The organism is Actinotignum timonense (assembly GCF_030216305.1).
In the GTDB taxonomy this organism is placed as follows: domain Bacteria; phylum Actinomycetota; class Actinomycetes; order Actinomycetales; family Actinomycetaceae; genus Actinotignum; species Actinotignum timonense_A.
In genome coordinates this window covers 22,482-41,345 of the sequence record NZ_JASOKT010000016.1, presented here as the reverse complement: position 1 = coordinate 41,345, position 18,864 = coordinate 22,482, and the positions used below count along the sequence as shown (strand labels likewise).

The 18,864-nt window shown below is 61.9% G+C and carries 19 protein-coding genes, 1 tRNA gene and 1 riboswitch; of the genes, 13 read left to right on the top strand and 7 right to left on the bottom strand.

Going from position 1 to position 18,864, the window contains the following annotated elements; translation table 11 throughout:
• The 3 genes from QP305_RS07780 to QP305_RS07770 form a co-directional block, all read right to left on the bottom strand.
• Window positions 1-2,395: YPDG domain-containing protein (locus tag QP305_RS07780; RefSeq protein ID WP_284904799.1), on the bottom strand; the 2,395-nt coding region annotated here is incomplete at its 3' end.
• A gap of 179 nt (window positions 2,396-2,574) precedes the next feature.
• Entirely contained in the window at window positions 2,575-3,216 is a 642-nt protein-coding gene (locus QP305_RS07775) for a nucleotidyl transferase AbiEii/AbiGii toxin family protein (protein ID WP_284904798.1), read from the bottom strand.
• The gene (locus QP305_RS07770; RefSeq protein WP_284904797.1) at window positions 3,191-3,544 is read right to left on the bottom strand and encodes a hypothetical protein; all 354 of its coding nucleotides are present in this window, start codon (window positions 3,542-3,544) and stop codon (window positions 3,191-3,193) included. The genes QP305_RS07775 and QP305_RS07770 overlap by 26 nt, the downstream gene beginning before the upstream one ends.
• A gap of 227 nt (window positions 3,545-3,771) precedes the next feature.
• On the opposite strand from QP305_RS07770, the gene QP305_RS07765 reads away from it, so the two are divergent.
• Window positions 3,772-4,137, top strand: a complete 366-nt coding sequence (locus QP305_RS07765) for a hypothetical protein (protein WP_284904796.1) — start codon at window positions 3,772-3,774, stop codon at window positions 4,135-4,137.
• Between the two features lie 47 nt (window positions 4,138-4,184).
• On the opposite strand, the gene QP305_RS07760 is transcribed toward QP305_RS07765, so the two are convergent.
• Window positions 4,185-4,784: a hypothetical protein gene (locus tag QP305_RS07760; RefSeq protein ID WP_284904795.1), complete on the bottom strand. Its 600-nt coding sequence runs from the start codon at window positions 4,782-4,784 to the stop codon at window positions 4,185-4,187.
• A 170-nt stretch (window positions 4,785-4,954) separates the two neighbouring features.
• The gene (locus QP305_RS07755) at window positions 4,955-5,089 is read right to left on the bottom strand and encodes a hypothetical protein (RefSeq protein WP_284904794.1); all 135 of its coding nucleotides are present in this window, start codon (window positions 5,087-5,089) and stop codon (window positions 4,955-4,957) included.
• Window positions 5,090-5,225: 136 nt separating this feature from the next.
• Here QP305_RS07755 and QP305_RS07750 point away from each other — a divergent pair, with 136 nt between their 5' ends.
• On the top strand, window positions 5,226-5,573 hold the full coding sequence (locus tag QP305_RS07750) for a type II toxin-antitoxin system RelB/DinJ family antitoxin (RefSeq protein ID WP_350309603.1): 348 nt from the start codon (window positions 5,226-5,228) through the stop codon (window positions 5,571-5,573).
• A 145-nt stretch (window positions 5,574-5,718) separates the two neighbouring features.
• Here QP305_RS07750 and QP305_RS07745 read toward each other — a convergent pair.
• Window positions 5,719-5,792 (bottom strand) — tRNA-Gly (locus tag QP305_RS07745).
• A 250-nt stretch (window positions 5,793-6,042) separates the two neighbouring features.
• Between QP305_RS07745 and dcd the strand changes: the two genes are divergently transcribed.
• From dcd to QP305_RS07690, 11 genes are all read left to right on the top strand, one after another.
• On the top strand, window positions 6,043-6,642 hold the full coding sequence (dcd, locus tag QP305_RS07740) for a dCTP deaminase (RefSeq protein ID WP_026428605.1): 600 nt from the start codon (window positions 6,043-6,045) through the stop codon (window positions 6,640-6,642).
• 352 nt (window positions 6,643-6,994) lie between these two features.
• Window positions 6,995-10,090, top strand: coding sequence for a Na+/H+ antiporter subunit A (locus QP305_RS07735; RefSeq protein ID WP_284904792.1), 3,096 nt, complete (start codon window positions 6,995-6,997; stop codon window positions 10,088-10,090).
• A complete protein-coding gene (locus QP305_RS07730) occupies window positions 10,087-10,671 on the top strand; it encodes a Na(+)/H(+) antiporter subunit C (protein ID WP_051278270.1) in 585 nt (194 codons plus the stop codon). The genes QP305_RS07735 and QP305_RS07730 overlap by 4 nt, the downstream gene beginning before the upstream one ends.
• Window positions 10,668-12,455 carry a Na+/H+ antiporter subunit D gene (locus QP305_RS07725; protein WP_284904791.1) on the top strand — a complete coding sequence of 596 codons (1,788 nt, stop codon included), beginning with the start codon at window positions 10,668-10,670 and terminating at the stop codon, window positions 12,453-12,455. Before QP305_RS07730 ends, QP305_RS07725 begins: the two co-directional genes overlap by 4 nt.
• Window positions 12,452-13,087 (top strand): Na+/H+ antiporter subunit E, encoded by a 636-nt coding sequence (locus QP305_RS07720; protein ID WP_087069996.1) that lies wholly within the window; start codon window positions 12,452-12,454, stop codon window positions 13,085-13,087. Before QP305_RS07725 ends, QP305_RS07720 begins: the two co-directional genes overlap by 4 nt.
• Window positions 13,084-13,551 (top strand): monovalent cation/H+ antiporter complex subunit F, encoded by a 468-nt coding sequence (locus tag QP305_RS07715; RefSeq protein WP_284904790.1) that lies wholly within the window; start codon window positions 13,084-13,086, stop codon window positions 13,549-13,551. The genes QP305_RS07720 and QP305_RS07715 overlap by 4 nt, the downstream gene beginning before the upstream one ends.
• Window positions 13,548-13,952, top strand: a complete 405-nt coding sequence (gene mnhG, locus QP305_RS07710) for a monovalent cation/H(+) antiporter subunit G (protein ID WP_284904789.1) — start codon at window positions 13,548-13,550, stop codon at window positions 13,950-13,952. The genes QP305_RS07715 and mnhG overlap by 4 nt, the downstream gene beginning before the upstream one ends.
• A gap of 69 nt (window positions 13,953-14,021) precedes the next feature.
• Window positions 14,022-14,291, top strand: coding sequence for a DUF4235 domain-containing protein (locus tag QP305_RS07705; protein ID WP_016441870.1), 270 nt, complete (start codon window positions 14,022-14,024; stop codon window positions 14,289-14,291).
• 96 nt (window positions 14,292-14,387) lie between these two features.
• Window positions 14,388-14,498, top strand: a riboswitch (TPP riboswitch).
• Between the two features lie 38 nt (window positions 14,499-14,536).
• On the top strand, window positions 14,537-15,583 hold the full coding sequence (locus tag QP305_RS07700; protein WP_284904788.1) for a thiamine ABC transporter substrate-binding protein: 1,047 nt from the start codon (window positions 14,537-14,539) through the stop codon (window positions 15,581-15,583).
• Complete coding sequence (locus QP305_RS07695) at window positions 15,580-17,265, top strand: ABC transporter permease (RefSeq protein ID WP_284904787.1); 1,686 nt, start codon at window positions 15,580-15,582, stop codon at window positions 17,263-17,265. The genes QP305_RS07700 and QP305_RS07695 overlap by 4 nt, the downstream gene beginning before the upstream one ends.
• Window positions 17,249-17,890 (top strand): ABC transporter ATP-binding protein, encoded by a 642-nt coding sequence (locus QP305_RS07690; RefSeq protein WP_284904786.1) that lies wholly within the window; start codon window positions 17,249-17,251, stop codon window positions 17,888-17,890. The genes QP305_RS07695 and QP305_RS07690 overlap by 17 nt, the downstream gene beginning before the upstream one ends.
• A gap of 22 nt (window positions 17,891-17,912) precedes the next feature.
• Here QP305_RS07690 and QP305_RS07685 read toward each other — a convergent pair whose 3' ends face one another.
• Window positions 17,913-18,794, bottom strand: a complete 882-nt coding sequence (locus tag QP305_RS07685) for a patatin-like phospholipase family protein (RefSeq protein WP_284904785.1) — start codon at window positions 18,792-18,794, stop codon at window positions 17,913-17,915.
• Window positions 18,795-18,864: the final 70 nt, after the last annotated feature.

The following is an 18,864-nucleotide window of genomic DNA, read 5'->3' as shown; positions in this document are numbered from 1 at the left end:
TAGTGCCAGTAGGAAGATCCGGATTCTTCTTCTCAACAGCCTTCTTGACCTGCTCGCGTTCGGGATCGGTCAGCTTAGTGACATCGACAACTCCGGTGAGCTCGGGGTCGTTGATCTTGATCTTCTCGTTGTCCTTGAGCTGGCGAACCGTCTTGTCCGGAGTGATCGTGGTCGTCGACTTGTCCGGGAAGGTCACGGTGACCGTGCCGTTTTCGGAGACGGTGATCGTGGTTCCTTCGGGGAGGTTCGGGTTCTCCTTTTCAACAGCCTTCTTGACCTGCTCGCGTTCGGGATCGGTCAGTTTATTGACATCAACAACTCCAGTGAGCTCAGGATCCTTGAGGGTGATCTTCTCATTGTCCTTGAGCTTACGAACCGTCTTGTCCGGAGTGAAGGTAGTTGAGGAACCGTCCTTGTAGGTCACGGTCGCAGTTCCATTGTCGGAGACAGTGATCTCAGCATCCGTAGGCAGATCCGGGTTCTTGGCCTTGATGGCATCGCTAACCTTGGTCTTTTCCTCGGGCGTGAGTTTATTGAGGTCAACGACTCCGGTGATATCGGGATCCTTCAAGGTAATCTTCTCTGCCATCTTCGGCTTGGTGACAGCGATCTTGAAGGGAACCTTCACCGGATCGGGCTGGCCGGGAATCGTCACGAGCACAGTGCCCGTCACATCGCCCGTCTCCTTATCCTCGGGGATCTGGTAGGTAATCTTGCCGTCGTTGCCAACGGTGAGTCCAGCAGGAGCTTCGCCGTCGACCTTAAACGTGGAACCGTCCGGGAAAGTGAAGCCTTCCGGCGTGGAGATCGGAACCTCAACCGTGGAACCGGACTTGCCACTGGAATCCGGATACGACGGCGTGACGAGCGGCGCCTTGAAGGTCTTCGTGCCGAGGTCCTTGCCGTTGCGGTTGAAGACAATCGTGACATTGCCTTCCTTGTCCACGGTGACTTTGTCCGTGTCCTTGAGCTGGTTGAGTTCCTTGACCTTAGCGTTGATGGCATCCTGTTCGCCGGGCGTCAGGTTATTCGGGTCGGATACTGCTGTCTCGGAAATCTTGGACGTGTAGTAAATGATGGTAGCGGTCAGCTCCGGGGAGACCGCACCAAGGTCGGTTGTGAGCGTGCCGGGGAATTCCTGGGTGCCGGGTTCGTGACTGATCCCGGGAACCTCAATATTCTTGGTGATTTTGCCCTTGACCTCGTTGTGAACATCCTGCTTAGAAAGTCCCGCGTCGTCGCCGTACTTAAGAATTCCGAGCTTGCCGTAATCCACATCGATAAGCCCCTTCACATCCTCAGGGGTGAAAGGCGCATCGGTATCCAGGCTGCGGATGAGAGTGTCCTGCTTCGTAGGGAGAACGCGGACCTTGAACAGGTTCGAGAAGGACTGGGTGTAGCGCATATCGTGGGCTTTGTCCGTGCGGATTCCGATAAAACGCTTACCGCCAATCGAGTTGGAGATACCAGCGTCATACTGACCGGAGATAACGGCGGTATTGCCGGCGAGCTTGAGGTCGAACCCGGAAAGCTGTTTCGCGGCTGACCACGCCTCGCCCTGGCCCGGGGCGTTAGTTCCCCAGAGCTTACCCTTGCTGTAGTCATCGGCTTTCAGCGTAACTGTTACCGGAGGAACGGGAGTGGACTTCAGTTTGTTCTGGTTTGTATTCGTGGACGGATCCAAGAAGACCAGAATATTGGGAACCTTCCCGATAGCGCTCACGGATTCGCTGCTGGGAACGACGACGCTAAACCCGTCTTCACCGGCTTTGTTTGTGATAGTGAGCTTTCCTTGATCATCCACGGTGACTTGATCACGGGTGAGACCGAGAGCAGGGTTGTTCTTGAGGAAAGCGTCAACGATCTTTGCCTGCTGATCCGCGGACAGGGTGTAGCTATTCGGGTCAGCAACAGTTACTTTGCCCGCGTTATGGGTGCTTTGATTTTGAGGGGCGCCCTTTTGGGGATCCGGGTTTTCCTCCCGGAACGCGAAAGGTGGAGCGTAGTAGAAAACCTTGACGTTGTAAGTGTCGAAGGTGTCCGGAGTCCCCTTCTTGGCCACGATAACCGGTACGTCCTTAACGCGATCTTTACGCTTCGGGCCGTACGAATTGGCGTTGGCCTCACTGAGGTTCTTTACCGTGAACTCATACTCATCGGGATTCAGGTTGTTCTTGGTGAGCTGAGCCTTGACGGAGTCAATCACCTCAGCCTCGGTCAGTCCATTGACTAAGAAGAAGTTCTTTGCGATGGCGCCGCCGAACTTTGCGGAGTTGGCTTGTTCGGCGCTGGAAGCTCCCGTGGGGGAAGCTGGATCGGCGAGCGCGGGTGTGCCGCCGAAGAATATAAGGGTGGCCGCCAGGGTGGCACCCGCTATCTTACGAAAAGAGGTCACGAGATCCCTTCCTTATTTCCCAATCGTTGAACAATGAATACAACATTGATTTGAATAGAGAATTCGTATCATTATTCTAATCCGCAGGTCAGAGGGTTGAAAACCGATTCCCTGTGACGTATGACCAGGTCTTTTATTGCTGGCGAATGTGCGGGTAACAGAGAGGGGTGGGTGCCGCCTTACCTGTTCAGGCTTGTATGCCACTGGGTGTAGCGTTCTTGAATGGCGTGGAATTCTTCTTCGGAGATGCCGTACTGGGCTACCTCGTCGAAGTCCACGTAAGCGCAGGCTTCTAAGCGCTGAATAAAGAATCCCATGTCGAATCCGAGATCGCTTTCCTTGGCGAGGGTGATGAGCTGGTCGTCGGTATGGCGCCCGCTTCGGCGAAGTGAATCCACATCCAAATAGTCACGCGGTTCTGCGCGGGAAAACAACGCGGCGACTTTGCTGCCCGCGGCATCTTCCTCCGCCAGAACTGGGCCGATATGTAACGTAGTCGGAGGGAAGCCACGCCAATCAACACCCATATCGATGGATAAAACGTTATCTCCGTCGGAGATGACCAGGTTGGCGTACTGGCCGCTTGCGTGCGTCGTCGCAACCTTGAAGCCGTATTCGATGCACGTTTCCACTACCTTCTGGTACGCCAGCGGGAACGTATCTGCATGCTTCTGGACGGTGAAAAGGTCGATATCTTCGGTGGGGCGCGTAATAATCCCGTGCTCACGTAGCGCTCCCGAGCCGCACAGAACGAAGCCGTACTCGTTGATCTTCGAGAGGATGAGGCGGGTGAGTTTACGCTGAAATTCGAGATTTTCCATGGAAGATCCGATTCTCCGGCAGCTCTGGGAATTTTGATTCCCACATCTCGTAGACGCGCCACGGCAAACTAAGTGTTGGCCAGACCTGCATGAGGAGTTCCCGATTGAGCCAGCGCTCCTGTTGCTCGGTAGTTCCCTCGTTGATCAACGCTGTATAACCGCGCTTGATGAGGCCGTTGCTTTCAAGATGGATCGTCTGAGAATTTGGTGCCCAGATGATCGAGTGGTCGAGGTAGAGAGTGCCACCCATGCCAGGGCCACGAAGCGCATTCAGAGAAGAGGGCAGTTCATAATGCTTGCGTTGTGAATAGGGTGCAATATCACGCATGCGGCCTCCTTTCTGGTTCTTCCCCCATCCTAGAGGGGAGGAGCGCCGCCGGCCATAGTGGGAACAATTAAATTGAATGCCGCGCAGAATAAATGCGATAAAATTATGCGTAACATCGTTATGTAGGGGTGCGGTTATGTAGGCACAAGGAGGTGCGAGTTATGGCACGGCTACATGTGAGAAGGCGGTGGTCCTTCTTCGATGATAGGAGCCGCCACTATTTGAGCGTGAACGGAAAGAAACGCCCGGAAGTACTGCTTCCCGAACGCGATAATGTTTTTGAGGTGGGCGACGGCGCCTGCGTTGCCCAGGTGCGAACGCTGGTTCCCCTCAAGAGCAATCCCGTATCTTTCTCCGCCGCGGAAGGTGATGACGTCTATCTCAGCTATCGCCTCAAGAAGGGAGCCATTATTGGCCTTATTGTGCTATTTGGCGCGGTGGCGGCCCTGCCCTTTGTGGTGAAGTCCGTGGATCGTATGATTCTGCTGCCGGTGGCCGGGGTATGCCTGATCGTGCTGCTGGTGCTGTCGTTCACCGTTTTTTCGACGATGTACACGCTCAAAATAGAGGACTCATCCAGAGTGGCTGTGTAGCCAACCGTGCGGGCCAGCTTCCCGTAGCCATGTGTGCTGGCAGCGGGCTAGGCGGCGTCGTCGTTCTTATCGGGAATGCACTGCGTTGTTGACGAAATACGCTGGGCTCCGCGATGGTCGGCGAGCCAGCGCTGGCCGTTAACGTCCGTGAAACAGAAACGGAAGTTTTCGTTGATAACGGCGCGCGGGGGCCGGTCGCCGAAAAGTGCGTCGCCGTAGGTGCCCACGTACTCGGCTTTTTCTTTCGGCGGGAGCGTGGGGAACGTGATTTCGTAGCCGGCGGCGGTTTGCCGGAATTCGTGATAGTGGTCGGCGGAGACGGTGAGGCCGTCGAGCGGTGCGGGCAGTGCGAGCGTGAGGTCGAAAACCGGGTTGGGGGAGGCGTTGTGGAAACTCGAGGTGATCTGCCGGCCGATTTTCCCGGTGTCGGTGCGGTGTTCCTCCGCGGTGATCTTATTTTGGGTGAAGGCCTGGTTGGCCTGGGAGAACTGCTCGGCTTTGATCGCCTCGTGGCGGTCGTAAATATTCAAGCCGAGGACGGCCACCGCGATAACCACCGAAATCAGCGAGAGCGTTTCGGATAGTGGCAGCCAGCCGCGCCGCTTCCTGCGCGGCTGTTCAGTGCCGATGGCCTTCTCCTCATCCATGCGGTTATCCCTTTTCTGCCTGTTTTCGAATCGTAGCCGCGCTTGGCGTGACTGATGCCGGCGCCGTGCAGCTCGGGCCCGCAGCGTGGGCCCACAGTGCGCGGCCACCGATGAATTTTAGCGGTTGGGGTTGTGGTGATAAAGGTCTATGGCGGGCATGCTTAGGTACTTCACTTCGCCAGTTCCTCGTACACGTGCGCATTTGTTCTTATGAGGGCGGCTGAGGCCTTCGCGAGCTCGGCATCGTCTGGCTGTGTGGTCTCATTGATCTTGGCAGATTCTGCGCATTCATTAGTCACCGTCATCCCTCCTTGGAGGTTGGTGGTAGTGCTGATGCTTCGATTCTAAGCCGCAATTCTCGTTGAGGATTTTCTTTGTTCAGCGGTTCCGCTCACTGCGGCCAGCTGGCGGCGTGGAACTTTTGTGTTTCGTGGCGGCTGGATGGCACAGCTAGACGCTTGCTGGTGCACTAACAAATGCCCCAAACTGTCAGTGCGATCAACGGCTGGAGGAGAAATGGCGTCGAGTAGTCTTACTATCCGTCTTGATAGCGAATTGAAGGATGGGGCGGCAAGTGTCGTGGAATCCTACGGGCTAGACCTATCGTCCGTTGTGCGAGCGTTTTTCACCGAAATGGTGAACACTAACTCGATTCCTTTGTCTTTCGATTACAAGCGCCCGAACGAGGAAAGCCTTCGAGCTATTCATGAGACTCGGGAAATGATTGCCTCGGGCAGCGGTAAAAGTTATGAGACTGGACGCGACCTCATTGAAGCGGCCTTGACATGAGCAGGCGCCTACAGGCGAAATTCGCTCCGGCATTCAGCAGAGACCTCAAAAAGAAAGCCACCAAACGGCAATGGAACCTTGCGGAACTGGAAAACGAACCGGATCTCATGACGAGCTGTTTCGTCGGTGAGCGGTAAGCCTAAGGTGGAGCGGGCGACGGGAATCGAACCCGCCTCTGCAGCTTGGGAAGCTGCCATTCTACCGATGAACTACGCCCGCGAGAGCGGTGAAACCTCACGCACGCGGCCGAACCGCAGGCGCGAAAGAATCACTAGGTGATTATCCTAGCGTGCCATCCCCGCCAGCGCAAAGCGCGTTCGTGGCTTAGTGCTTGCGGCACGTGTTGCTCAGTTCCCGCGGCACGTGCGGTCCAGCGCTCGCGGCGCAAAGCGCGCCCGAATTGCTTCAATTACTCCATATACCGCCGCGCGGGTGGCGCCCACCCGCGCGGGCGTGTCAGAATCTAGGCGTGTTACTTTCCGATGTTGATATTTTGCGCTCCGTGAGCGAGGGCCGCATCGCCCTGCACCCCTGGGATCCGGCGATGGTGCAGCCCTCCTCCATCGATATTCACCTCGACCGCTTCTTCCGACTCTTCGATAACCACAAATACCCGGTCATCGACCCGGCCGCGGACCAGTCCGACCTCACGCGCCTGGTAGAAGTCCCCGCCGACGGCGAATTCGTTTTACACCCGGGAGAGTTCGTGCTCGGCTCCACTTTTGAGCAGGTCACCTTGGGGAACGACGTCGCAGCTCGCCTGGAAGGAAAATCCTCCCTCGGGCGCCTGGGACTCCTCACCCATTCCACTGCCGGATTCATCGACCCGGGCTTCTCCGGGCATGTCACCCTTGAGCTTTCCAATACGGCAACGATGCCGATTAAGCTCTACCCGGGCATGAAAGTGGGCCAGTTCTGCTTCTTCCAGCTCTCCTCGGCGGCCAATAATCCCTACGGAGCTGGCGCAAGCGGTTCGCGCTACCAGGGTCAGCGCGGCCCCACGGCCTCGCGCTCCCACCTTAATTTCCACCGTATCGACGTGACCCACTACCCGGAAGCCGATAACTAAACTCCAGCCTTAGTACAACGCATCTGGCGCACCGCACGAAGCGTGCCGCATCTAGCAAACTGCCCGAAGCGCGCCAGCCTTAGCAAGCCTCGCGCTCCCAAAGCAAGCCCGGCCGCGCGGTCTCATCGAGAGCGGAAACACGGGACACTCCCGCATATTTTCGCTACTGTAATGATGTTCCATGCGTTAACAACGAGCTCCACCGCCTAAGAAACCGGCGCCCGCACCTACCAGCTGCATCGCGCCAGGTCACCCGCGGAGGGGCTCCGTGGCGTATGTTCGGCACGCGGCGCACGTAGAACACGTAGCGCACCCCGCGTGCATGGCAAAGGTCGAAGGGACGGAGGCTGCCGTGGCATACGTGCTCCTGCTATTTGCGGTGGGGGCACTGTGTGCACCGCTCGTGATGCAGCGCGGGCGTTTCGGCTTCGCAATCCTCGCCCTCCTCCCGGCTGGCACCTTCCTCTGGCTTCTCAGCTTCATTCCCCGCATCCTCCGTGGTGATGTTTACCAGCAGTCCCTCACCTGGGTACCCCAACTGGGCATGGACCTCGATATCCGCATCGATGCCCTCGGCCTGCTCCTCGCCCTCATCGCCACCGGCGTGGGCGCGGCGGTGCTCTTCTACTCGGCGCGGTATTTCAAACGCGATGCCTCCTACCTGGGCCGATTCGGCGCGATCTTCGTGGCTTTCGCCGGCGCGATGCTCGGCCTGGTCACCACGGATAACACCATCGCCCTCTATATTTACTGGGAACTCACCACAGTCTTTTCCTTCCTCCTCATCGGCCACTATTCCGACCGCCAATCCTCGCGGCGCGCGGCCTTCCAGGCCATTATTGTGACCACGGCCGGAGGGCTGGCTATGCTGGGCGGAATTACCATGCTCGGCGTCATGCCCGGGGGGTCCTTCTCGCTGCACGAGCTCGTGGTGGCTTCCCACGAAGCAACAATCTCCCCGGGGAATTCCGCGCTGCTTACGAGCGCCGTCGTACTTGTACTTATCGGGGCGTTCTCCAAATCCGCCCTGGTGCCTTTCCATTTCTGGCTGCCGGCCGCCATGGCCGCGCCCACGCCGGTCTCCGCCTACCTGCACGCCGCGGCGATGGTCAAAGCCGGGGTGTACCTGGTGGCGCGCCTGGCCCCCGGTTTCGCGCATAACCCGGCCTGGCACTGGATGGTGATCATCCTCGCCTCCTACACGGTGCTGCTAGGCGGCTACCGGGCCCTCAAACAAACCGATATCAAATTGGTGACCGCTTTCGGCACGGTCTCCCAGCTCGGGCTCATTATTCTGTTCGTTGGCTACGGGGATTCCGCGATGCTGCTGGCCGGGCTCATGCTGCTGCTGGCCCACTCCCTCTTCAAATCCGCGCTCTTCCTTTCCGTGGGCATCGTGGACGTGTGCACCGGCACCCGTGACCTGCGCGAACTATCGAATGTGGGCCGCAATATGCCCGCGGTTGCCACTTTTGCGGGGATGGCGGATGCCTCCATGATGGGCTTCCCTCCTTTCGCGGCCTTCGTGGCGAAAGAAGGTGCGCTCGGTGCGCTGTGGGGCGGGAGCGCCACCGATATTGCGGTGCTTGTGCTCATCGCGGTGGGTTCGGCGCTCACGGTGGCTTACGGCCTGCGTTTTTGGTGGGGTGCGTTCATGCGCAAACCGCGCGTGGAAGATACCGAGGTGCGTGACGTTTCCGCGGTCATGATCTGGCCCGTGGGTATTTTGGCGACGGCGGGCCTGGTGGCCGGGCTCGCAACCACGCCCATCAGCACCTTCCTGGAGCAGTACCTGGCCCAATACCCGGTACTAGCCCCCTACCAGGGCCACCTGCACCTGTGGTCCGGCTTCAACGGGCCCTTCCTGGTGACCCTCGCCATCCTCGCGACCGGCTGCCTCCTCTTCTGGCAGCGCCACCGCATTTCCGCCTTCACCCAGCGCCACGCCATCCGCACCAGCGCCGAGGAAGCCTACCAGCGCATCGTTTCGGGCACCGAACGTTTCTCCATGACCGTCACCGCCCGCACCCAATCCGGTTCGCTTCCCACCTACCTCCTCACCATTTTCTGGTTCCTGCTCATTACCGTGGGAATCGCGCTGCTCACCAACCCGGTGGGCACCCTGGTGGTGCCGCGGCTCTTCGATAGCTGGGCGCAGGCCGCGGTGGCCGTGGTTGGCTGCCTGGGCGTGCTGCTTGCCGCGGCTTCCCGCCACCGCCTCAAGGCTGTGATCCTCATGGGAATCGGCGGCTACGCCGTGGCCCTCACCTACGAGATCTACGGGGCCCCGGACCTGGCTCTCACCCAGGTGCTTTCCGAAACTCTCACGCTCGTGGTCTTCGTGCTGGTGCTGCGCCGCCTACCCTCCTACTTCTCTTCCCGCCGCACCAAAGGCACCCAGCGCTTCCGCATTGTTTTCGCGGCCATCATGGGGCTGCTTTTCGCGGGGCTCGCCTATCTCGCGGCCGGGGTGCGCACCCACGCCCCGATTTCGGAGCTCTTCGCCGACGAAGGCTTCCGCTTCGGATACGGGCGCAATATCGTCAATGTCACCCTCGTGGATATCCGGGCGTGGGACACCATGGGTGAGACCTCCGTGCTGGTGGTCTGCGCCGTCGGCATCGCCTCCCTCCTCTTCGTACGCGACCGTTTCGGCGGCACAGACCGGCTGCGCAATATCCTCGGCGCGAAAAGCGAACGGGCGCAACGCTGGCGCCGCCTGGGCGAGGACCCGGCGGAATACGTGCGCAACTCGGTGCGCGCGGAAGAAGAAGCGCGGCGTTCGGGGCGCAACCGGGTCTGGCTCGCCTCCGCGAACCGCCCGGGCGTGGCCTCCCGCCCGATGATGCTGCAAATCGGCACCCGCCTGGTCTTCCACACCATCCTCATTATTTCGCTCTTCTTCCTCTTCGCCGGGCACAATATGCCGGGCGGCGGCTTCGCTGGCGGACTGCTGGCCGGCATCGCCTTGACCTTGCGCTACCTGGCCGGCGGGCGTTTCGAACTGGGCGCCACCCTCCCCATCCTCCCCGCCCACCTGCTGGGAACCGGGCTGGGCCTGGCCACTCTTTCCTCGCTCGCCCCGATCCTGTTGGGCGGTAACCCGCTGCAAACCGCGAAAATCGATATGGTACTTCCGATTTTTGGGGACGTTCATTTTACGACGGCGCTCATCTTTGACACCGGCGTCTATATCGCGGTTGTTGGTCTGGTCGCCGAAATTCTGCGGTCCCTCGGCGCGGAAATTGACCGGCACGGGGAAATGGAAGAAGGCGTGTGGGATGCCGATATTCGCATCGAACCCTCCCACGACGCCCGCCAGAACCTGCGCGAAGAAATGGAATCCCAAGCCGGCCTCAGCGAGCGCACCTCCCCGCAACAGGAAGCCGAGCGCCTGGCTATGGCCGCCGAACAGCGCGATGCAGCAACGGAAGGAGAGCAGCAATGAGCGTATCTCTCGCCCTCATCCTCATGTGCGGGGTTTTCGTTGCGGTAGGCGTCTACCTTATTTTGGAGCGCTCCCTCTCGCGGGTCATCCTCGGGCTGGGCTGCCTTTCCAACGGCGTCAATATTCTTTTCCTCATCGCGGGCGGCCGCACCGGCAACCCGCCCTTTATCGGCAACGGCTCGCCGGATCTGTGGGCGGATCCGCTGGTCATGGCCATGATGCTCACCGCCATCGTGATTACCTTGGCCACCACCGGCTTCCTGCTGGCCATGGCCTACCGCACCTGGCAGCTGCGCGATGATGACGAAGTGCGCGACGACGTGGAGGATCGCGCCGTCGCCGTTCGCCAGCAACTGGAAGAAAGCAGCCAGCGATCCGAAGTGGGAACAGACTTGCAGGAAACCTCCGCGGAATTCCGCGACGAAACCGATACCCCGGCCCCGCGTTTCGGGCGCCTGGGCCGCTGGAACCGCCGGCATCCCAAACGCCGCCGGCACCGCTACGTGGCCAACCCGAATGCCACCCACGGCGTGGACGGCTCGCTGGGAAACGGTAAAAATGCGGGAGGTGCGCGGCGATGATTTCCTGGCTGCTAGCCGTTCCCATTGTGCTGCCCCTGCTGGCCGCCGGGGTGCTCCTGGCGATTCCGCGCCGGCGCCGCGTGCAGGCCTGGACCGCGGTGGGGATGCTCTCCATCGTCCTTGTGGTCGCGGTCATTCTGCTCTTCGTTTCCGCGCGCGGCCCCATCACCCTGGACGTGGGCAATTGGGCGGCGCCCGTGGGCATTTCCCTGGTGGCCGACCGGCTCTCCACGATTATGCTCACCACCTCGGTCACGGTGACCCTCATCGTGCTGGTGTATTCGGTTTTCCAGGGCGTGGCAGATGGCGAACGCGGCGCCCCCACCTCGGTGTACTACCCGGCCTTCATGATTCTTTCCGCCGGGGTCTCCGATGCTTTCCTCACCGGCGATCTGTTCAATATGTACGTCGGCTTTGAGATCCTGCTGGCCGCCTCCTTTGTGCTCCTCACCATGGGCGGCACGGCCGAACGCATGCGTTCCGGCTCGGTTTACGTGATCGTCTCCATGGTCTCCTCCCTCATCTTCCTCACCGCACTCGGCCTCACCTACGCCGCGGTGGGCAGCGTGAACCTGGCCGACCTGGCCGTTAAACTCCCGCAGGTGGATCCGGGAATGCGCATGGTCCTCCAGATCCTCTTCCTCGTGGCCTTCGGCCTGAAAGCCGCGATTTTTCCGCTGGCCGCCTGGCTGCCCGACTCCTATCCCACCGCATCCGGCCCGGTCACGGCGGTATTCGCCGGCCTGCTCACCAAAGTGGGCGTGTACGCGATTATCCGCACCCAGGTGCTGCTTTTCCCGGGCGGGCGCCTGGACGATATCCTCGCCGGCTTCGCGGTGGCCACCATGCTCATCGGTATCCTCGGCGCGATCGCGCAGGAAAATATTAAACGTCTGCTTTCCTTCACCCTGGTCAGCCATATTGGCTACCTCATCTGGGGTATCGCCATCTCCACCGAAGCCGGGCTTTCTTCCACGATTTTCTACGCCGTGCACCATATAGTGGTGCAGACCGCGCTGTTCTTGGTGGTGGGCCTCATCGGTTGGGTGGCAGGAACGACGTCGCTCGTGCGGCTCGGCTCCATTATGCGAGCGGCCCCCATGGTTGCGGTTCTCTATTTCCTTCCCGCGCTCTCCCTGGGCGGTATTCCGCCGCTGTCCGGATTCCTCGGGAAAGTGGGGTTGCTGGAAGCGAGTGCCGCGCGCGGAACCCCGATTGACTGGGTGCTTATTGCGGCCGGCCTGGTCACCTCGCTCCTCACGCTTTACGCCGTGATCCGCGCCTGGAATATGGCTTTCTGGCAGGAGGCTCCGGCGGAGCTGCCCTCCACCACCTACCCGAGCGGCATGGTGATTTCCGCCTCTGGGCTCATCGCGGTCATGCTCGGTATTACCTTCGCGGCCGCGCCGCTGCGCTCGTTTACCGACGGTGCCGCCGCCGAGCTGGAAGCCCGCACCCCCTATATCAGCGCGGTGCTTCCCGATTGGGATCGCGGCACCGGGATTTCCCCGGAGGTGGATGAAGAAACCGTGGTGCCCCACGAGGATTCCACCCCGGATACCGGCACCTTCACCCAAACTCCCGAACCGAAGGAAAGCCCGCGCCTGCTGCGCTCCCCGAGTCCGACGCCCGCGGCCACACTGGTGCCGACCGGCGCACCCGTGCCGAGCGGTGCGCCGTCGTTCCACACACCTGCGCCCGCGGCGGTTCCCGCGCAAGGTCCCACGCCCGTTCCCGCGCAAGGTCCCACGCCCGTTCCCACAGTTTCCGGAGGTGAGCAATGAGTCGCGATAGTGAAGCAATCCGCCTGGTCACCCGGCGCGAAGGCCGTTTCCCGAGCGCCTCCCTGGGGGTGCTGGTATGGCTGACCATTGTGTGGGTGCTGCTGTGGGGGCAGGTGAGCGCCGCCAATATTGTGGCCGGTTTTGCCCTCGCCCTCCTCGTGACTGAAGTGGCGCCTTTCCCCACCGCGTCTTTCGATGGGCGGTTCCGCATCTGGGGTGTGATCCGGCTGGTTGCGATTTTCGTGCGTGACCTCGTGCATGCCTCCTGGCAGCAAGCCTGGTTTATTCTGCGGCGCGCCACCCCGCGCGGCGCGGTGATCCGCGTGCGACTGCGCTCCCACTCCGATGCCTACCTGGCGATTACCGCCGGGATGTCCACCCTGGTGCCCGGCTCGCTCGTCATCGATACCGACGCCGCCACGGGCACCCTCTATGTGCATGTCTTTGACGTGGGCATGGCCGGGGGAGTGAGCGCGGCGCACCAATCGGTACTCGACCTGGAGGAGCGGGTGCTGCGCGCTTTCGCCTCCCGCAGCGAGCTGGTGCAGGCCGGATTCGTGCCCGGCTCCAGCCCCAAGGCCGGGCGTTTGCCCGTTCCCTTCGCTCCCGATAGTTCCGGAGGTGAACGGTGATTATTGTGATGGTGATCTGCGGGGTGCTGCTGACCATCTCCGCGCTGCTGGTGACGGTTCGCATCGTCAAAGGCCCCACGGTCCTTGACCGGGTGGGGGCGCTCGATGTTATCACCTCGATTATGGTGGGGGCGCTCTGCCTGCTCGCGGCGGTGACCCGGCGAGCGGATTTGCTGGCGGTATTCGTCGTCGTCGCCATTGTTGGTTTCCTCGGATCCGTGGCCGTGGCACGCTTCATCCGGCCCGTGGACCAAAACGACCCGAAGGAAATGCGGCGCCTCGAAAAGGCGAACAAACGCGAAACAACCGACGAAGAAGAAGACGAAAGCCCCGCCCACGATCCGGACCGCGAGCCGCCCGCCGCGGGCCGCATCCACCCGGATACCGCTCGCCTTCCGAAACCGGATGCCGCGGGCCGTGCGCAACCGGATACCGCGGGCGCGCAGGAAGGAGCCCGGCCGTGAGCCCCTGGGATATTATCGGCGCCGCGCTCATGCTGGCCAGCGCCACCCTCACTTTCGTGGCCGCCATCGGCATGTTCCGCTACCCGGACCTCATGACGCGCCTGCACGTGGCCACCAAACCGCAGGTCCTCTCCCTGATCATGGGTTGTCTGGGCGCGGCCTGCCTGGTGCGTGACCCCTCGATGACGTGGACGCTGCTCCTCGTGATCGGCTGTCAGCTCATCACCTCGCCCATCTCCGCGCATATGCTCTCGCGCGCCGGGTACCGCACCGGCCGCATCGATTCGGATGCCATGGTTGTGGACGAATTGCGCGAGGACCTGCGCTTCGGGCGTGGGCTGAGTCATAATAGTTCTGGACAGGAGAAGAATTCCGCGCGGGGGAGCACCTCCACGCACTAATGATCGAGGGCGGTGCCGGGTGCCCGGCCGCATCTGGCCGGGGCCGCGCCGCGCGAAGAAAGGGACGTTATGGATATCGGTTGGAAAGTTGTGAGCGCGGGCGTGGGAGTGCTCTCGGGGATCGTCGCCAATAAAATCGTGGACGTGGTGTGGAAGGGCATTTCCGGGCGGGAGATTCCCGATTCGGAGGATCCGAACGCGCCGCTCGTGGACGCGGTGATTTTCGCGGTGGTGTCGGCCGGGGTGGCCGCGGCCGTTTCCCAGCTCACCCAGCGCCAGGCCGCCAAATGGTACGGTAAGGGCGAAGTGATCGATTCGCAGGCGCGCGCCCGGGCCTAAGGTTCGCGCGGCGCCGATCCGGTTCCGTGCCCGTGTCGGCACCGATCCGCACCGCCGCCGCAGGCGTGAAAATACGGGACCTCCGTACTAGACTGGACGGCACGACAGGGGAGCGCAGCAGCGCTGAGAGTGCGGCCGGCACGCGGCACGCAGACCCTCGAACCTGATCCGGTTAGTACCGGCGAAGGGAGTCGAGATCTCTCCTCCGCACCGCGGAGACCCTCCTTATATCCTGAGGAGGATGCATGGTCCAGAAAAATAGGCACGGCGCCCGCGCACTTGCGGCCGCCGCGATGGTTGCGGCACTGGCCCTGGCCGGCTGCTCAAAGAACGACGACGCCGCCTCTCCGGCAGCGAGCGATCAGCCCACCACAGTTCGGGTGGTCAGCCACGAATCATTCAACCTTCCCGATGAGCTCATCGCCCGCTTCGAGAAAGAATCCGGGTACACCATCGTGAAATCAGCACCCGGGGATACCGGCCAGGTTGTTAACCAATTGGTCTTGGCGGATGGCAAACCCGGTGCGGATATGGTGTTCGGGGTGGATACCTATACCGCCTACCAGGCGCTTGATGGTAACACCATCGCCGATTATTCTTCCCCGAAACTCCCCGCGGGAGTGACCGCCCTGGAAGGGAAACTCAATCCCATCGACCAGGGCGAAGTCTGCGTGAATTACGACCGCGAGTGGTTCACCCAGAAAAATATGATTCCGCCCCTGAGTTTCGCCGATCTTTCCCGCCCCGAATACGCCGGGCTGCTCGCGGTGGAAAACCCGGCGCTTTCCTCGCCCGGCCTGGCTTTCCTGGCCGCGACCGCCCACGTTGCCGGGGGAACGGAGGGGCTCTCCCAGCTGTGGGGCCAGCTACTCGGGGCCGGCACCCGCATTTCCGGTTCGTGGACGGATGCCTACTACACCGATTTTTCCGGTTCGGAAGGCAAGGGAAACTACCCGCTGGTGGTTTCCTATTCTTCCTCCCCGGCCGCTGAAAACGGGCGCACCGGCGTGATCGAATCGACCTGCGTACGCCAGGTGGAATACGCCGGGGTACTGCGCGGGGCAGAGAACCCGGAAGGCGCGCAGGCTTTTATCGACTTCCTGCTTTCCGAGGATGTTCAGAAAGCCATCCCGGAGTCGATGTACGTGTATCCGGTGGCCGATGTGGAACTGCCCGCGAGCTGGCAGCAGCACGCCCCGCGTGTCACGGACCCCATCGTGCTGGACGCTAAAGAAGTGGGCACCCAGCGCGCCGAATGGATCCGCGCCTGGCGTGACACCGCAGGAATGTGAGTAACGCATTCCGTATCCCGCGCCCGCACGGAGCTTCCCTGGTGGTTGCCCTCGCGCTCGCGGTCCCGCTATTTTTCCTCGCGGTGTTCTTCCTGTGGCCGGTGGTGGCGATGCTCGCGCGCGGGCTCGTCACCCCGGCCGGGGTGGATACCGCGGGTTTTGCCGCCGAGCTCACCCGCCCGCGCACCTGGAAAGTCGCCGGGCAAACCCTGTGGATGGCAGCGGCCAGCACCGCGTTCTCGGTAATGCTCGGGCTTCCCCTCGCCTATGTGCTTTACCGGCTGCGCCTTCCCGGGGTGCGGGTGGTGCGGGCCTTCGTGGTGGTGCCTTTCGTGCTCCCCACCGTGGTGGTGGGTACCGCGTTCCGGGCGCTGCTGCGCGCGGACGGCCCCTACGGTTTCCTCGGCTGGGATTCCAGCCCGTGGGCGGTGGTCGCGGCCATGGTTTTCTTCAATACCGCGGTGATTTCGCGGACGGTGGGGCCGCTGTGGGCGGCGCTTCCCCCGCACGCGGAGGCGGCCCGTACCCTGGGCGCCTCCCCGTGGCGGGCTTTCCGTACCGTCACCCTTGTGGAATTGGCCCCGGCTATTACGTCCGGCGCGGCTATTGTCTTTTTATTTTGTTCGACGTCGTTCGGAATCGTCCAAACTTTAGGTGCGCCCGGCTACGGGACCCTCGAAACTGAAATCTGGGTGCAAACTACCACCTTCCTTGATTTACGGGCTGCGGCGGTGCTTTCGCTGCTGCAAGTGGTGATCGTTGGGATTGCCACCGCGGTGGCGGCCCGGGCCACCCGGCGCACTTCGGCGGCCTTGCGCCTGCGCCCGGCCGCCCGGAGGAAGGTGAGCCGGAGTGATATTCCGGCGCTGCTCATCAGCGCGGCTACCGTTATTTTCCTTATTGGAGCCCCGCTCCTCACCTTGGTGGCGCGCTCCTTCCAGCGTTCGGGTACCTGGACGCTGGAGAACTACCGCAATCTCATCGGTTCTTCCGGATTCTCGGGGGTCTCGGCTTCCGATGCGCTCCGGAATTCTTTGACAACGGGCCTGAGCGCTGCCGCACTTGCCCTGCTCCTCGGGGCGCTGCTGGCTTTCGCGTTGGCTTCTCCGTGGGCTCCGCCGCGGCCGGTGAGTGCGGCGGCGGAAGGGATCGCCCTGCTGCCGCTGGGGGTTTCCGCGGTGACGGTCGGTTTCGGATTATTCCTCACCATTCGCATGCTTGTACCTTCCGCGCAGGTGCTCGTGCCGGTGGCACAAGCGGTGGTGGCCCTTCCCCTCGTGGCCCGGGTGATCCTCCCGGTGGTGCGGGCCATCGACCCGCGCCTGCGCGAGGCCGCCGCCACCCTGGGGGCCGGCCCGGGGAGGGTCTGGAGAAGTATCGACCTGCCCTTGGCTGCCCGCGCGCTCGCGGTGGCGGCAGGTTTCGGCCTGGCCATTTCTTTAGGGGAGTACGGTGCCACATCCTTCCTGGCCACCAGTGATTCCACCACGCTTCCGGTGCTGATCGGCCAGCTCCTGGGGAGGCCCGGGGCGGAAAATTACGGGACCGCGATGGCGGGGGCGGTGATGCTCGGTACGGTCACCGGGGGCCTGATGGCACTGAGTGAAATGGCGGCGCCTGCCGGGGCTGCGTCGTCGTTATTAACGCAGCAGAAAGGAAAGCTTCGTGTTAGAACTTCGTGACGTGTCGGTGCGTTACCCGGACGGTTTCGAGGCGGTGCGCGGCGTGAATCTGAGCGTGGAGTCGGGCACGACCGTGGCGCTGCTGGGGGCGTCCGGTTCGGGGAAATCCTCGCTGTTGCGCGGGATCGCCGGGCTGGAAGCGGTGCGCGGGCAGGTGCTGATCGACGGCGCTGATATGACGGCGGTTCCCACCCATCGGCGCGGGGTGGGCATGGTTTTTCAGGACGGGCAGCTTTTCCCGAATCGCAGCGTGGGCGGAAATATTGCCTACGGGATTGAGAAGGGCCGTTCGCGCGCCGAGGTGGCAGCGGAGGTCGAGCGCTGGCTGGAGCTGGTGGAACTCAGCGGTTATGCCAAACGGGCGGTCACGACTCTTTCGGGTGGGCAAGCCCAGCGGGTGGCTCTGGCGCGTTCCCTGGCGGCGCGCCCGCGGGTGCTGCTCCTGGACGAACCGCTTTCCGCCCTCGATACCCGCCTGCGGGAGGACCTGGCGGTATTCCTGCGCCGGGTGCTGCAAAAGGCCGGCACGACGGCGGTCTACGTGACCCACAATGATGCCGAAGCGGCGACCGTTGCCGACCGGGTGGTGCGCATGGATAGCGGGCGGCTGGTTGCCGCAGGTTAACTAATCTTCCTGAACAGTGCAGCTAAACCCCGAGGAAGCGCAGGATCGCGGCGAAGTCCTCGTTGATCTGGGCGGTGCCGGCCGTGAAAGAGGCTTCCAGCTTCGCCACAGTGGTTTCCCTATTCGAAGTCAGCTGGTGGCGCGGGAAGTAGAGATAGGCCCACCCCTGCGCTTCCAGATCGAAAAGATGGGCCCGGGTGGCGTTGTACTTTGTGGCGCGTTCCTCCAGCGCGGTAATGAGGTGGGGGTATTTGCGGAAAGCCGCCCGGATCAGCGCACTTGCCTTTCGGGAAGGCGCTGGGCGCACGTAATCGCGCGGTTTCGTCATAATAACGACGGCGCGCTCGAAGCCAGCAGCCTCAGCGGCATCAATAGGTATACCCCCGGATGGCCCGAGCGCGCCGTCGGCATAAAGCTCACCGTCGAGCGTTACGAAAGGCATGATGCCGGGCATCGTTGAGGACGCCTGCACCCGCACCAACAGATCGTCAAGAACCTTAATATCGCCGCGGTGCCAGTGCACGGCGGCGCCGTCGCTCAAACGAAAAGCACTGATATCAAAATCTCCGGGCGTGGACTGGAAAGTCTTGAAATCAAAGGGAAGTGCCTGGCCCGGGCGCGACGTGTGAAGGTAAATATAATCCGAATTGAAGGCGCCCTTGCCGCTGAGGAAGGTCCGCCAGTTTCCGATATTCGGATCTGCCCCAAATTCCACGAAAGAACGCCGGGCCCGCAGCGGGTCACGGCTCAGGTAATTCGCCACGTGACTGGAACCCGCCGAAATCCCCGAAACATGCGGGAACTCCAGCCCGGCCTCGATGAGCTTGATAACCACCGGGGCGGTGGCGCTCGCGCGCATACCGCCGCCCTCAAAAACGAGGGCTGTCTCAGAAATCCGAGACATAAAGTCTCCTTTCTATGCGCCAGGTCGGGGCGGGTGCGGCCGCGAGTGAGGATGGCTCCGGCCGCGGTCC